This is a genomic window from Halomicrobium katesii DSM 19301 (assembly GCF_000379085.1).
Lineage (GTDB): Archaea > Halobacteriota > Halobacteria > Halobacteriales > Haloarculaceae > Halomicrobium > Halomicrobium katesii.
Window position 1 is genome coordinate 302,959 of sequence record NZ_KB905379.1, and the last position, 13,675, is coordinate 316,633.

15 protein-coding genes are annotated in these 13,675 nt (G+C 69.1%); 2 read left to right on the plus strand and 13 right to left on the minus strand.

The window, feature by feature from the left end; genetic code table 11:
• Positions 1 to 89: 89 nt before the first annotated feature.
• From HALKA_RS0117035 to HALKA_RS0117090, 12 genes are all read right to left on the minus strand, one after another.
• A complete protein-coding gene (locus tag HALKA_RS0117035) occupies positions 90 to 1,352 on the minus strand; it encodes a BamB-related PQQ repeat family beta-propellar protein (RefSeq protein ID WP_018259135.1) in 1,263 nt (420 codons plus the stop codon).
• A complete protein-coding gene (locus HALKA_RS0117040; RefSeq protein WP_018259136.1) occupies positions 1,345 to 1,716 on the minus strand; it encodes a DUF3209 family protein in 372 nt (123 codons plus the stop codon). Before HALKA_RS0117040 ends, HALKA_RS0117035 begins: the two co-directional genes overlap by 8 nt.
• Positions 1,713 to 2,945: a CbiX/SirB N-terminal domain-containing protein gene (locus HALKA_RS0117045; RefSeq protein ID WP_018259137.1), complete on the minus strand. Its 1,233-nt coding sequence runs from the start codon at positions 2,943 to 2,945 to the stop codon at positions 1,713 to 1,715. The genes HALKA_RS0117040 and HALKA_RS0117045 overlap by 4 nt, the downstream gene beginning before the upstream one ends.
• Complete coding sequence (locus HALKA_RS0117050) at positions 2,942 to 3,655, minus strand: hypothetical protein (protein ID WP_018259138.1); 714 nt, start codon at positions 3,653 to 3,655, stop codon at positions 2,942 to 2,944. The genes HALKA_RS0117045 and HALKA_RS0117050 overlap by 4 nt, the downstream gene beginning before the upstream one ends.
• Positions 3,648 to 3,890 (minus strand): ferredoxin, encoded by a 243-nt coding sequence (locus HALKA_RS0117055; RefSeq protein ID WP_026190396.1) that lies wholly within the window; start codon positions 3,888 to 3,890, stop codon positions 3,648 to 3,650. The genes HALKA_RS0117050 and HALKA_RS0117055 overlap by 8 nt, the downstream gene beginning before the upstream one ends.
• Positions 3,880 to 4,842 (minus strand): precorrin-3B C(17)-methyltransferase, encoded by a 963-nt coding sequence (gene cobJ, locus HALKA_RS0117060; RefSeq protein ID WP_018259140.1) that lies wholly within the window; start codon positions 4,840 to 4,842, stop codon positions 3,880 to 3,882. The genes HALKA_RS0117055 and cobJ overlap by 11 nt, the downstream gene beginning before the upstream one ends.
• A gap of 3 nt (positions 4,843 to 4,845) precedes the next feature.
• A complete protein-coding gene (locus HALKA_RS0117065; protein WP_018259141.1) occupies positions 4,846 to 5,766 on the minus strand; it encodes a precorrin-3B C(17)-methyltransferase in 921 nt (306 codons plus the stop codon).
• A gap of 1 nt (position 5,767) precedes the next feature.
• A complete protein-coding gene (gene cbiG, locus HALKA_RS0117070; RefSeq protein ID WP_018259142.1) occupies positions 5,768 to 6,754 on the minus strand; it encodes a cobalt-precorrin 5A hydrolase in 987 nt (328 codons plus the stop codon).
• 3 nt (positions 6,755 to 6,757) lie between these two features.
• Positions 6,758 to 7,621, minus strand: coding sequence for a cobalt-precorrin-4/precorrin-4 C(11)-methyltransferase (locus HALKA_RS0117075; RefSeq protein WP_018259143.1), 864 nt, complete (start codon positions 7,619 to 7,621; stop codon positions 6,758 to 6,760).
• Positions 7,618 to 8,388: a cobalt-factor II C(20)-methyltransferase gene (locus HALKA_RS0117080; RefSeq protein ID WP_018259144.1), complete on the minus strand. Its 771-nt coding sequence runs from the start codon at positions 8,386 to 8,388 to the stop codon at positions 7,618 to 7,620. The genes HALKA_RS0117075 and HALKA_RS0117080 overlap by 4 nt, the downstream gene beginning before the upstream one ends.
• Positions 8,385 to 8,945 (minus strand): precorrin-6Y C5,15-methyltransferase (decarboxylating) subunit CbiT, encoded by a 561-nt coding sequence (cbiT, locus tag HALKA_RS0117085; RefSeq protein ID WP_018259145.1) that lies wholly within the window; start codon positions 8,943 to 8,945, stop codon positions 8,385 to 8,387. The genes HALKA_RS0117080 and cbiT overlap by 4 nt, the downstream gene beginning before the upstream one ends.
• Before the next feature lie 88 nt (positions 8,946 to 9,033).
• On the minus strand, positions 9,034 to 9,591 hold the full coding sequence (locus tag HALKA_RS0117090; protein ID WP_018259146.1) for a response regulator: 558 nt from the start codon (positions 9,589 to 9,591) through the stop codon (positions 9,034 to 9,036).
• 170 nt (positions 9,592 to 9,761) lie between these two features.
• Between HALKA_RS0117090 and HALKA_RS0117095 the strand changes: the two genes are divergently transcribed.
• Both HALKA_RS0117095 and trkA read left to right on the plus strand, forming a co-directional pair.
• The gene (locus tag HALKA_RS0117095) at positions 9,762 to 11,324 is read left to right on the plus strand and encodes a TrkH family potassium uptake protein (protein ID WP_026190397.1); all 1,563 of its coding nucleotides are present in this window, start codon (positions 9,762 to 9,764) and stop codon (positions 11,322 to 11,324) included.
• A gap of 64 nt (positions 11,325 to 11,388) precedes the next feature.
• Positions 11,389 to 12,726: a Trk system potassium transporter TrkA gene (gene trkA, locus HALKA_RS0117100; RefSeq protein WP_018259148.1), complete on the plus strand. Its 1,338-nt coding sequence runs from the start codon at positions 11,389 to 11,391 to the stop codon at positions 12,724 to 12,726.
• A gap of 79 nt (positions 12,727 to 12,805) precedes the next feature.
• On the opposite strand, the gene HALKA_RS0117105 is transcribed toward trkA, so the two are convergent.
• Entirely contained in the window at positions 12,806 to 13,651 is an 846-nt protein-coding gene (locus HALKA_RS0117105; RefSeq protein ID WP_018259149.1) for a TatD family hydrolase, read from the minus strand.
• Positions 13,652 to 13,675: the final 24 nt, after the last annotated feature.

Genomic DNA, 13,675 nt, shown 5'->3' on the forward strand with positions numbered 1-13,675 from the left:
ATTTCGCGACCCCGGGCTGGCGAATATCTGCACGAAGTTACAGCCGGCAGTATCACCGACCGCGTGTCGCGGAGAAACTGCCGAGCGGGCTACCGGCCCTGTGAACTCCTCGCCGACTGGCTTCTCGGCGCACGATCGACGAGAAGACGATACGCACCGTGCTCGGTGCCGTCGTCGTGGTAGACGACGGGCTCCTCGACGGCGACGACGCGGTCTCCGTCGGCCGCGACCGCCGTGACGATGCCGTCGGTCTTGCGGCTCGCTACCGGGCCGTCCCGGGCCGACAGCACCCGCAGGCCGTGACAGTCGGCATCGCGCGTCCGGAAGTGCTGTGCGCCCGGCACGACTACGTGGTGGTCCGCGACGGCGATCTCGCCGGCAAACCCGCCTACGTCGGCCGACCACCGACGTTGGCCCTCCGGTCCGTAGCCGAAGGCGGTGTGTTCCGCGGGGTGGAGGGCGTCGGTCTCGCGGCCGTCGACGGCGTAGGTGTTGCCGGTGACGAAGACGGACGCTCCGTTGCTGGCGGCGACGTGGTTCGGGTACGCGTACAGCGTCTCGTCGCCGACCGTCGTCCGTGTCGCCAGCTCGGCGCGCCACCGGACGGTGCCGCCGTCGTCGAGGCGGTAGCCACAGTAGTCGCCGTGACTCGCGACGAGGGCACCGTCCTCGACGAGCGCGACGTCACCGACCCGGCGCTGTCCGTCGCTGTCGGGGTCCCACTGCCAGTGGCTCGTCCCGCGTTCGGCGTCGAGCACGACGAGGCCCCGCTGGTGGCTGCCGGGACAGCGGTTGTACGCGACCGCGAGGCGGTCGTCTCGCCGATCGAGGCTGATCGGCGACGCGTCGGCCTCGAACTGCCAGCGTCGCGTCCCGTCGTCGGCGAACGCGGAGACGACGCTTCGAAACGAGCGGCGGTCGCCGTCGCGCTCGTAGCGGCGGGCGGCGACGTACGCGCGGTCCTCGTCGGTCACGATGTCTGCGACGAACGGCAAGAAGAACCGCGTCTCTCTCTGTGGCTCGCCGATCTCTGCCGCCGTCGCGTGCTGCCAGCGCCGTCGACCCGTCGCCGCCTCGTAGCACCGCACCCGCCCGTCCGGGCCTCGCTCACCGGCGAGGACCGCGTCGCCGAACGCCGCGAGCGCGACCACGGCGGCGTCCGCTCCCTCGCGGTCCGCGCGCCACTGCTCTGTCAGGGTGGCGTGATCGAACGCGATCACGTCGCCCGTCGCCGTCCCGACGACGACCAGTTCACCCGTCAGCGCGACTGCCGAGCGCCGGCCCGCGTGGCGCGACCGCGCCGGAGACGGTTCGCCGAGGCCGACCGACCGTGGCTTCGGCCGCTCACTCATCGACCGGGAAGGCTTCGTGGAGCACGTCGTGGGCCTCGCCTAGCCCGTCGAGGACGCTCTCACCCTGGCTCGTCAGCCGGTGGACCGCCCGCTCGGCGTCCCGGACCGCGACGAGTCGCCCCCGCATGTAGTCGTACTCCTGACTGTCCGGGTCGGCCTCGGCGATCTCGGCTTCGAGATCGACCAGCGCCGCGTCGAGGTGGCGTTCGATGGCCGAGAGCGACTGGGCCTCTGCCAGGGCCTCGATCGGGCCGTCGAGCTCGCCTTCAAGTTCTTTTTCCGCGTGCTCGCGCGCGTGTTCGTCTTCGCTTCCCAGTACGTTCATCAGTCCGAGTCGGAGCGCTTCGATTTCGTAGCAGCTCATTGTGAGAGTGTTTGATCGACGAGTTCTGAGACGATGCGGTCACGGTCGAGGTGCGAGGAGACGATCCGCTCGGCGTCGTCCTCGCCGACGCCGCCGTACCAGACGCCGTCGGGGTAGACGGCGACCATCGGCCCCTCGCCACAGCGACCGAGACACGAGGAGCGGGTCACGCGGGCGTCACAGGCCTCCGAGTCGCGTTCGGCCTGCCGGAGCCGCTCCAGGACGGCGGCCGAGCCGTCGGCCGCGCAGGTCTGGTTCGTACAGACGGCGACGTGTTTCTCCGGGGCGTCGTGTGCGTGGGGTTCGTCGTCGACGTTCTCGCGGTCGGCGTGGGTCTCCTGGTGGGTCAGCGCCCGGAGCATCGCGCGCGCGCCGCCCACGTCTTCCTCGTAGCCGTCGAGTTCGACCTTGTACTTGCAGGTGTCACAGGACATCTCGACGCTGTCGGTGCGGGCCTCCTGCCAGCGGTCGCCCAGCACGTCCAGCAGCCGCGAGTCCGTCCCGAGGGGGTCGCCGGCCGCGGCGTCGACGTAGGGGTACTCCTCGTCGAACGCGTCGGCGCGGTCTCGAATCCGCTGGGTGAGGACCCCGTCGCCGAGCATGTACGGGAGGACGACGACGCCGTCCGGTCGCCGCTTGGCGACCGTGTGCAGCGTGTCCTCCAGGAGCGGTTCGGTCACGCCGATGAAGCCCGTCTCGACGTGGTCGAACGCGCGCCCCTCGTACAGCAGGCGCGCCAGTTTGTGCGCGTCGCTGTTGGCGTCGGGGTCGCTGGAGCCCCGCGCACAGAGGACGACCGTCAGGTCGTCGGCCGTGCGGTCGAGTCCGAGTTCCGCCTCGACCGCCGCCGCGCGATCGTCCAGCAGGTCCACGATCGCCGGGTGGACGCCGAGGTGTGCCCCGTTGTGGATCGTCAGATCGGGATGGGCAGAGCGGGCCTGCTCGACCGCCAGCGGCACGTCGTTCTTGACGTGGCTCGCGGCGAAGAGCGAGAGCTGGACGACGGTGACCCGCGAGACCGACGCCGCCAGTCCCGCGATGGCCGCCTCGATCGAGGGCTCGGCGAGTTCGAGAAAGCCCGCGTCGGTCGGCACGCCGAGGCGCTCCTCGACGGCCGCGGCCAGCTCCCGGACCTGTTCGTTCGACTTCTCGCGTCGAGAGCCGTGCCCGACCAGCAGGACGGCCTCGTCGTCGAGCGAGACCGGCGTCGCGGCGGCGTCGGCGGTCATTCTAACGCCCCCACGTCGCTCCCGGTCGCGCGTTCGACGCTGCGCCGGAGCTTCTGGCGGCGCTGGGCCGAGTAGAGCCCCGTCTCGTCGCTGCCGGCGTACACCCACTCGGCCAACGCCGCCACGTCGGCGTCGTCGGCGAGCCCGAACCAGTAGCCCCCCGAGGACGTCTCCGAGCGGTCGTCCGTCGGCAGCGTCGGCGCTGCCTCGGCGAGCAGCGACTGGATCGTCGCCAGCAGCCGCTCGTCGTCGTGGACGAACGAGACCCCGACCGACCCGGCGGACTCGCGGAAACAGACCGTCCCGCAGGCCTCCAGCAGGCCACGCACCAGCGCCGCTCGCTCCTCGCTGAAGGCGTCGAAGCGGTAGCCACCGGGCTGGCCGTCCAGCGGGAGACCGAGGGCCGCGCTCGCTCGGTCCGCGGGCGGGCCGAACACCCGTAGCTCGTAGGCGTCCTCGTACCGGACGATCGAGGCGTCGTGGGCCGACTCGCGCTCGGCGACGCGGTGGTCGCGGTCGGTGCGATCGGCACCCGCCACCGCCGCCAGCGCGTTCGCGGCCGTCTCGTCGCCCGCCCTGACGGTCACGCAGTCCGCGGTGAGATCGCCGTCTCCGGCGACCCGGCCCCAGAAGTACGCCGTTCCGGGCGTGACCGTCAGCAGGTCCTCGGCGGCTCTCGGCGTCGCCCTCGCGCTGTCGGCGTCACTCATCGCTCCCCTCCGACACCGAGATCGCGTCGACCGGACAGGCGGCCGCGGCCTGTCGAGCCGCCTCGATCCGGTCGTCGTCGAACGTCGCGACGACGGTCTCCTCGCCGTCCGCGTCGGTCGCGCCGATCGTCGCCAGCCCGTCGCTGGCCTCCACGAACCGATCGTCACGGACGAGACAGGCGAAGATCCCGTCGCAGGCCGCCCGGTCGAGTGCCACGCGGTACTCAGTAGTCATACTTGGACTCGTACCCCCGCGGCGTCACCATCCGGTCGTCCCAGACGTAGGTGTCCTCGTTGCCCACGAGGATGGTCGTCGTCATGTCGATCAGGTCGGTCTCGCCGAGGTCTTCGAGCTCGCCCAGCGTGACGATCTCGACGCTTTCGTCCTCGCGGCCCGCGCCGTGGACGATCCCCACGGGCGTGTCCGGGTCCCGGTGGTCCAGCAGGATCTCACAGCACCGCTGGAAGTTCTCCCGTCGCTTGCGGCTCCAGGGGTTGTAGACGGCGATGGTGAAGCCCTCGTCGGCGACGGCGTGCAGGCGCGACTCGATGGTCTCCATCGGCGTCAGGTGGTCGGACAGCGAGACGCTGACGGTGTCGTTGACCAGCGGTGCGCCCAGCCGCGCGCCACAGGACTGGGCCGCGGGCACGCCGGGGACGACCTCGAAGTCGACGGCGCTTGCCGTCCCGCCCTTCGATTCGAGGATCTCCAGTGCGAGGCCGGCGAGCGCGTAGACGTTGGGGTCGCCGCTGCCGATGATCGCCACGTCGTTGCCCGCCAGCGCGCGGTCGATAGCCTCCTCCGTCCGAGAGACCTCGCCACACATCGGCGTGTCGTACAGTTCCTCGGCCGACTCGGTGATCTCCGCTGGCAGCAGGTCGACGTAGGTCGTGTAGCCGACGATGTGCTCCGCGTCGAGCAGCGCGCCCCGCGCCCGCTGGGTCATCCCCTCGGGCTGGCCGGGACCGAGCCCGACCGCCACGAGGCGGCCGGGGTCGGCGTCGAAGTCGTCGACGGTCGCGCCGACCTTCTCGTCGGTCGTCGAATCCGAGCCGCCACAGCCGGAACCGGACGACGAACTGTCGCCGCTGGCCCCGCACGTGGCGGCGCTGTCGTCGTCGGTACTGCTCGCGCCACAGTTCGATTCGGTGTCGGTACTCGCGTCGGTGGTGTCGTCAGTGCTCATTGTTCAGAAGTCGTCGACGTCACGCCCGCCGCGCGGGGTGACGAGGTGTTTGCCGTAGTCGTTCTCCCAGACCTCCGTCTCGTGGTTGCCCACGAGGATCGAGGTGCCCATGCCGCCGACCTCGTCGTCGTGGTCGGTCGCCGCGCCCAGCGTCGTGATCGTGTGGGTCTCGTCCTCCAGATTGCGACCGGCCTCGCCGCGGCCGGCGTCGTTGAAGATGCCCACCGGTACGTCGTCGGCCCGCTCCTCGCGGAGCACGTCGATGGCGCGCTCGTAGTCGCGCCAGCAGTTGTAGAGGACGACGACGAAGCCGCTGATCGCCGCGGCCCGGAGCTTCTCCTCGATCTCGTCCCAGCCGCGCCACTTGTCGGACAGCGAGATCGTACAGAAGTCGTTCGACAGCGGCGCGCCGAGGTTGGCCGCGCCGCCGAGCGCCGCCGTCACGCCGGGGACGACCTCGATGGGCACGTCGGTCGCGCCCTCGGCCTCGGCCATCGTGTACAGCAGGTCGCTCTTGCCGTAGACGTTCGGGTCGCCGCCCGAGACGTGGGCCACGTCCTCTCCCGCTCGAACCCGCTCGAAGGCCTCTCTGGCGAGTTCGATCTGGCGGCCCATCGAGGAGCGCACCAGCTCCTGGCGGGTCCCGTTCGGCCGTTCGAGGACGGTCCCCGACTCGCTGTCGGCCCCTCCGTCCGCGACCGCCTCGATCGCCGCGCTCTCGGGTGGCAGCGTGCCGTCCTTGCGGAGGAACTCCTGGTAGAGGTTGGAGGCGATGACGCAGTCCGCGGTGCGGATCACGTCTTTGGCCTCCTGTGTCATCGCGTGGGGGAGGCCGGGACCGATCCCGACGACGGAGAGCGTGCCGTATTCCTCGGCGTCGGTTGAGCCGCTCGCGTCCGAATCGCCGGGCGACTCCGCTGCCATTCTACCGCCCCACCGCCACGGTGACGGCGTCGTCGAAGCGCTCCTTCTCGCGGGCGAGGTCGTGCTCGCGGCCGCCAGCGATGGCCGAGGCCTCCGCGATGCCCGGCCAGCCGATCAGCTCCTTCGACCGGGAGGGCGAGGGGCCCTCGAACGCTTCCAGAGTCTCTTTCTCGAAGAGGACGACGCCGGCCCCGATCTCCTGGGCGGCCTCGTAGAGCCCGTCTTCGCCCTCCTTTCGGGTCCCCGTGGCGACGAAGTCCACGTCCGAGCGGTCGAGATCCAGGTCGTCGAGCGCGGCGTCCCAGGCGTCGAGCACCTGCTGGGTGTCGACGCCGGAGACCGTCCCCGTCCCCAGCACCACGCCGTCGTCTCCGTTGCGCTTGAGCACGGTCACGTCGTCGCCCACGAGGACGGCCTTCGGGCCGTCGAGTCGCGCCACGGGACCCAGTTCCTCGTTCAGCACCGCGAGGTTCGTCGCCACCGTCGAGTCGCCGTTGACGACGTGGGTGTCCAGCGCTTTCGCCTTGCTCTCGACGCCCTGCTTGCCCGCGGCCTCGCTCGCGGTCGTCATCGCCGGCACCGCGCCGAGGCGGGCGAGGTCGTTGGCGACCTGATTGGCACCGTGGTGGCCCCCGGTGATCGGGATGGCCCAGGTCAGGGCCTCGTCGATCACGACGATCGCGGGGTCGTCCCACTTGTCGTCGAGCAGCGGCGCGGTCTTTCGCATCGCGATGCCCGAGGCCATCAGGCCGACGAAGCAGTCGTACTCGCCCCAGTGCTCCTCGAACACGTCGCCGTGGTACTCGACGATGTCGACGCTCTCGTAGTCGTCGCCGATCTCGGCCTCGATCTCGCGCGCGGTGTCGAGCTTGCGCTCGAAGCTGATGATCGCGATCTCCTCGGCCACCTCGCCGTCCGAGTCGGGCGTCGAACAGTGGCCGCTCGATTCCTCGTTGCCTGTGTCGTTGTCGTCTGTTTCGGTACTCATGTATCAGTCGTCCGCCTCGCTCTCGCTTCCGTCGCGATTCGCCCAGCCGTCGTACAGATACGAGCGTTCGTAGCCCGCCTTCCGGGCCGCGTCGCCGATCACGACCATCGCCGAGGCGCGGTAGCCGGCGGCCTCGACGCGGTCGCCGATCGTCTCGATCGTTCCCTCGATCACGTCCTCGTCCGGCCAGGAGGCGTGATAGACGACGGCGACCGGGGTGTCCGGGTCGTGACCGTCGTCGAGCAGGCGGTCCATCGTCTCGGCGACGGCGTGGGTCCCCAGATAGAGGCAGGTCGTCACGTCGCCCATCTCGACGAACTCGGAGATGTGGTCGTCCTCGGCGTCGAGGGTCTTGCCCTGCGGGCGGGTGAAGGCGACGTGGTTCGCCACGCCGTTCAGGGTCAGCTGGGTCCGCAGCGTCGCACTCGCCGCGAACGCCGAGGTCACGCCGGGGACGATGTAGGTCGGAACGCCCTCGTGTTCCAGCGCGTCCATCTGTTCCAGCGCCGCGCCGTAGATCGCCGGATCGCCGCTGTGGAGCCGCACCACGTCACGCCCGTCCTCGTAGGCGTCTCGCATCAGCGGCACCAGCTCTTCGAGGTCCTTGCCGATGCTCGAAACCCGTTCGGCGTCCGCACAGTAGGCGTCGAGCAGCTCGCTGTTGACCAGCGAGCCGGCGTGGACGACCAGATCCGCGTCCTCGACCAGTTCCCTGCCGGTGACCGTCAGCAGTCCCGGATCGCCGGGGCCGGCACCGACGAAGGGGATCCCGTCCTGTACGTCGCCAGCGGCGTGGGCCTGTATCCGGTCGTCGCGGTCCTCGCGGTCGTCCGCGGCCGCGTCGATCGCGTCCTGTGGGTCAGTCATCGCTGTCCCCCCGCGGACGCGTCGGCGCTGGCATCGCCGTCGGTCGCCTCGACGGCCGTCCCGGCCTCTCCCCGCTCGTCTGCCGTCTCGAAGGTCGCCGTCGCCGGCTCGGCTTCGAGCCCTCGCTTCTCGGCGTAGGCCAGCGTGTAGTAGTCCCGTTCCGCGAGTTCCTCGGGGTCGTCGGTGACGACCGTCTCTCCCTGTTCCATGTAGAGCCGGCGGCCGTAGACGACCTCGTAGCCGGCGTCGACGAGCCGTTCGTGGGTCGCCGGCACGTCCGTCACCTTGAACAGCACCATCCGGTCTGGCCCGGTCGGGGCCGCGCCGCGGGCCGCCTCGTGGAGCGTGAGGCTCGCGCCGGCCGCCACTTCGACGCCAAGCGCCGTCGTGAACGCGCTGACGGCGCTGACGCCGGGAATCGTCTCGACGGTCACGTCGGGGTGGAACGCGTCCAGCGTCCGGCGCAGGTGGCCGAACGTCGAGTAGACGTTCGGGTCCCCGAGCGTCACGAACGCCGCCGTCCCGTCGCGGGCTCGCGGTGCGATCTCGGCGGCGGCCGCCTTCCAGGCCCGGCGGAGTTCGTCCTCGTCGCGAGTCATCGGGAAGTCGAGGTCTCCGATCCGGTCCTCGTCGACGTACGCCGTCGCGACCGACCGCGAGAGCCTGCCGGGCGTGTACACCACGTCGGCGGTTTCGAGGACCTCGCGCCCGCGCACGGTCACGAGGTCGGCGTCCCCGGGGCCGAGCCCGACGCCGTAGAGGGTCACTGCTCTCTCTCCCGGTTCCCCGCACCGCCGACGAGCATGTACACCGGGTTCTCGGCGTCGAAGCTCGTCGCCCCGGCGAGTTCGTAGCCGTGGCTCACCTGGAACTGGACGACCTCGTCGAGGATCTCTCGCTCGCGGAACGCCTCGGTCGCGCTACCCGCCACTTCGAGCCGCGAGACGTTCATCACGATCCGATCGACCTCGGTCTCGACGGCGTGGTCGAGGATCGCCTCGTAGTTCCGACTCCCGCCCAGAAAGAGCGCGTCGGCGTCGTCGGGGAGTCCGTCGGGGGCCTCGGCCTCGCGGACGGTCACGTCGGCGGCCGCGTCGTTGGCCGCGAGGTTCTTGCGCGTCGTTGCAACCTTACTTGCCTTGCGCTCCAGGGCAGTGATCGATCCGGCCCGGCGACTCGCCTGGATCGTCACGGCACCGGTACAGGAACCGACTTCGACGAAGTGGTCGTCCGGGCCGAGAGCGAGCTTGTCGAGCAGGACGGCCCTGACTTCCGGCTTCGTCGGGCCTGCCTTGGCGTCGTGGGGAAGCGATACGTGCGCCATCGGCGAACACAAAGCTCGTTGTGCGTAAAACAATTTTGGTTGTTTTACCCCAAAGGAGCTTTCGTCTGGCTGGGCCCCGGCGGCGGCCCTAGCTTCCCCGCTCGATCTGTTCGTGGGTCTCGACGACGCTCTCGAAGTCGTCGATCTCGGCTTCGAGTTGCCCGCGGAGCTCGCTCGCCCGCCGCTTTAGCTCCTGGTACTCCTCGCTGTCGGCCAGCTCGTACTGTGGCTGCTCGGATTCGAGCACGTCGAGTTTCGATCGGAGCTCGAAGAACTCGTCGAGCCGCTCGTCGAGCTCTCGGTCGACGTGCTGGGCGACCGTCTCGCCGTCGATCGGTTTCGTCAGGTAGTCGTCGAAGTCCATCTCCAGAATGTTGAGGTCCGGACCGACGGCGGTCGCCATGATCACGGGACAGTCGTACCCTCGCTCGCGCAACTCGGCGAGCACGTCGTCCCCGTGCAGCTCCGGCATTCGCCGGTCGAGCAACACGGCGTCGACGTCGTCGTCGATGGCGTCGAGACCGGCGGCTCCACCGATCGCGACGCGTGTCTCGAACGCCTCGTCGAGGGCGAGCGCGTACGTCTCGGCCACGCTCTCCTCGTCTTCGACGACGAGGACGAGCGGCCGGTGATCCGTTCGTGCCACGTTTGTGGTCGTAGGGTCCCTGACGCAAAGAAGCTGACTGCAGTCGGGACGGCCTCGGTTGCCGTCGATTCGTATCGCCTTTCTCGTCACGAAACCACCACGGGCGTTTCGGTGATTTGATAGTGTCCGACAGTCGGATACCCGATAGTGATGTGCGGGCGTGGTCGGCCGTGAGCTGGGGCGTCGACTGGCGGGCCAGCATGAGCCTCGTCGGTACCGTCGTGAAGTACCTCTCTCTGACGATGCTGGTGCCCCTCGTCGTCGCGGTCGTCTACGGCGAGGATATCGCCGTCTTCGTCGTGTCGATCGCCGCCACCGCCGTGCTCGGGCTGGCACTCGAACAGCTCGATCCGGAGCCAGACGTCGGCCCCCGCGAGGCGCTCGTGTTGGTCTCGTTCGCGTGGCTGGCCGCGGCCGCCGTCGGGGCGATCCCCTATCTGATCGCCGGGAACGGCGTCCCGTTCGTGATGGCCCCGAGCACGCCAGCGTCGACGCTGGCCAACCCGGTCAACGCCCTCTTCGAGTCGACGAGCGGCTTCACGACGACGGGAGCGACGGTGCTGGGCGAGATCAGCACGGATCGTCACTCCCACGCGGTGATGCTGTGGCGACAGCTCACCCAGTGGCTGGGCGGCATGGGGATCATCGTCCTAATGATCGCGATTCTGCCGGAGCTGGCGGTCAACGGCGCACAGCTGATGCAGTCCGAGGCCCCCGGCCCGGAACTCCAGAAGCTCACCCCCAAGATCGTCGAGACGGCCCGCGCGCTGTGGCTGATCTACTTCGGCTTCACCGTGCTGTACGTCGCCGTGATGTACGCTCTCCAGCTCGTCGGGCTGGCCGAGAACATGACGCTGTACAACGCGGTCGCCCACGGCTTCTCGACGATGCCGACTGGCGGCTTCTCGCCCGAGGCCGCCAGTATCGCCGCGTTCAAGCCGATCGTCCAGTGGGTCGCGATCCCGTTCATGGTCGCGGCTGGTGTCAACTTCGCCCTGTTCTGGCACGTCGTCCGCGGCGAGTTCCGATCGCTGCTCGAAGACACGGAGCTCCGGGCCTACGCCGGTGCGACGGCGGTACTGATCGCCGTGCTGTCGGCGCTGCTGTTCCGCGGGGCCGCACCGCCGCTCGAACTCGGCGGGACGACGGCCGGCGCGACCGAGAACGCGCTGCGTCAGGCGGCCTTCCAGATCGCTTCCCTGCTGAACTCGACGGGATTCGCGACCAGCGACTTCGCCCAGTGGGACGACCACACGAAGATCTTCCTGCTCTTTACGATGTTTATCGGCGGCTCGGCCGGATCGACCGGCGGGGGCGTGAAGGTCGTCCGGTGGCTCGTCGTGTTCAAAGCGGTCCGTCGGGAACTGTTCACGACGGCGAATCCAAACACGGTTCGTCCGGTTCGGCTCGCCGGACGGGTCGTCGACGAGGACGCGATCCGCGGAATCATGGGCTTTACGCTGCTGTACCTGGTGCTGTTCGGCATTAGCGCGGTCTTTCTCGGTCTCGATTCTGCGCGAGTGGGCTACGACCTGACCGTCCTTGAGTCGGTCAGTGCCTCACTGGCAGCACTGGGGAACATCGGCCCGGGATTCGGCCGCCTGGGGCCGTTCGGGAGCTACCTCGATCTCCCGGACACCTCGAAGCTGTTGATGGTGTTCCTGATGTGGATCGGTCGCCTCGAGATCGTGCCGGTGCTCGCGCTGTTCGTCGGCCGACTGGACCGATCGTAGCGGGTCCGTAACGTACTTGCCGACACCTCCGGAAAGTCGTGGGAATGACACGGGAGTGGACCGTATGCGCGTGATCGTCGTCGGGGCCGGTGAGGTCGGCCGCTCGATCGCCGCGAACCTCGCCGACGGACACGACGTCGTGGTCGTCGAACGCGACGCCGAACTCGTCGAAGAACTCACCTACTCGCTGGACGTGCTCGCGATCGAGGGCGACGGTACCAAACTCGACGTTCTCCGAGAGGCCGGCGTCGAGGAGGCCGACATGCTGATCGCCAGTACCGACATCGACGAGACCAACATCGTCGCTTGCGGCGCGGCGAAGGCGATCTCTGACGCGTTCACCATCGCGCGGGTAAAGCGCCGGGACCTCCTGGAGACGTGGCAGAACACGAACCGGGCGTTCGATGTCGACTTCATGGTCAGTTCCGACCTGTTGACCGCAGAAGCCATTTTCCGCATCTCCGGCGTGCCCGGTGCCCAGGACGTCGATACGTTCGCGGGCGGAATCGTCCGGATGGCGGAGTTCGAGATCGACGAGGACAGTCCGGTCACCGGCCAGTCAGTCAGAGACGCGGACCGCTACGCGTCGCTGACGTTCGCCGCCCTGTTCCGAGACGAGGCAGTCATCATTCCGACCGGCGACACCGTCATCGAGATCGGCGACCGGGTGGTCGTCATCGGGAGCCCGGATTCGATCGGCGACTTCGCGACCGATACGGTGTGTGCGGACGAGGAGAGCGGGGCCGACTCGGTCGTCATCGTCGGCGGCAGCAAGATCGGGTTCCAGGTCGCTCGCCTGTTCGAAGAACACGGGTACTATCCACAACTGATCGAGCGCGACGAGGATCGGGCCCGCGAACTGGCCGAACAGCTCCCGAACACGACCGTCCTCCAGAGCGACGCGACCGATTCGGAGTTTCTCCTCGAAGAGCGCGTCGACGAGGCGGACGTCGTCGCCGCCGCTCTGGAAAGCGACGAGAAGAACCTGCTCGTCTCGCTGCTGGCCGCGCGCATCGGCGTCGACCGGACGATCGCCGTCGTCAACCAGGTCGAGTACGCCGACCTGTTCGAGACTGTCGGCGTCGACATCGCGGTCAACCCCCGCGAGGAGACGGCCGAGGAGATCGTTCGCTTCACGCGGGACAACCGAACCGAGAAGATCGCCATGCTCGAACACGATCTGGCGGAAGTCATCGAGATCGAGATCGAATCCGACAGCGTGTTGGCGGGTCGCCCGATCGCCGACGCCGTTCAGGACCTCCCGCCGGGCGTCGTCGTCGGGGCGGTCTCCCGTAGCGGCACACTCGTGACGCCACGCGGCGATACGACGATCGAGGTCGGTGACCACGCAATCGTGTTCGTCGAATCGGCAATCGTCGACGAGGTCAGCGCGATTATCTGAGCCCCCGCCCGGTGGGTCACGGTCGGCGTCTCCCAGTCTCGCCGTCCTCACCAGCCCTGCGGGACCTCGACGGCGTCGCTCACCCGTCCAGCGTCGCCTCGGTGTCGACGCCGTACACGCGGGCGGGCGTCTCGACGTGGGCCCGGTGGACGGCCTCGTCGTGCCCCTCCTCCAGGAGCCACCGGACCCGCCGCGGGACTGTCTTCGGTCCGAGCACCGCGCCGGGTCGGTCGGGGTCGTCGATGTAGTCGGTCTCCATCAGGAACGGCTCGTCGGTCTCGATAGCGTCCTCGATGTCGTCTTTGTTGGCGATGACGCTCTTGACCGGGCCGCGGACGCGGCCGTTCGAGTAGTGTTTGACGACCTGCTCGCGGGGCAGCCCCTCGCTCTCGGCCCACTCGGCGATCTCGGTGAACTCCTCGCCGCCCTCCGTGTGGAGCTGGACGACACAGCCCACCTCGCCGGCCAGATCGAAGGCGTGGCGCATCACCGCGTTCGACGCCTCCCAGACGGCGTCGTCGACCTCGTAGTGCGGCCGCCCGGACTTGATCGCCAGCGCCGGGCCGTCGGCGACGTACTCGGCGGCCACGTCCAGCCCGGCCTGCATGATGTCCCGGGCCTCCGCGGGCGCGTAGCCGTCGTCGACGAGCCGGCTGATCAGCGCCGGATGGACGCCAAGCACCGGCCAGGCCTTGCCGGGCAGGACCTCGTCGGCCGCCGCCGTGATCTCGACCGTCAGATCGAAACACTCCCGGAAGATCGACTCGTCGGTCGCCGCCTCGACGAGGTTCCAGGAGGGCTTGTTCAGCACGTTCAGGTGGGTCCCGCCGTGGTCGGCGAACTCCGCGACGGCTTCGACCCCGCGACCGTTGACCGGATCGAGGTGGAGGTGGTTGTCCAGTACCGGCGTGTCGAGTTCGTCCATACGCGGTCGTGGGGCGGCCGAGAC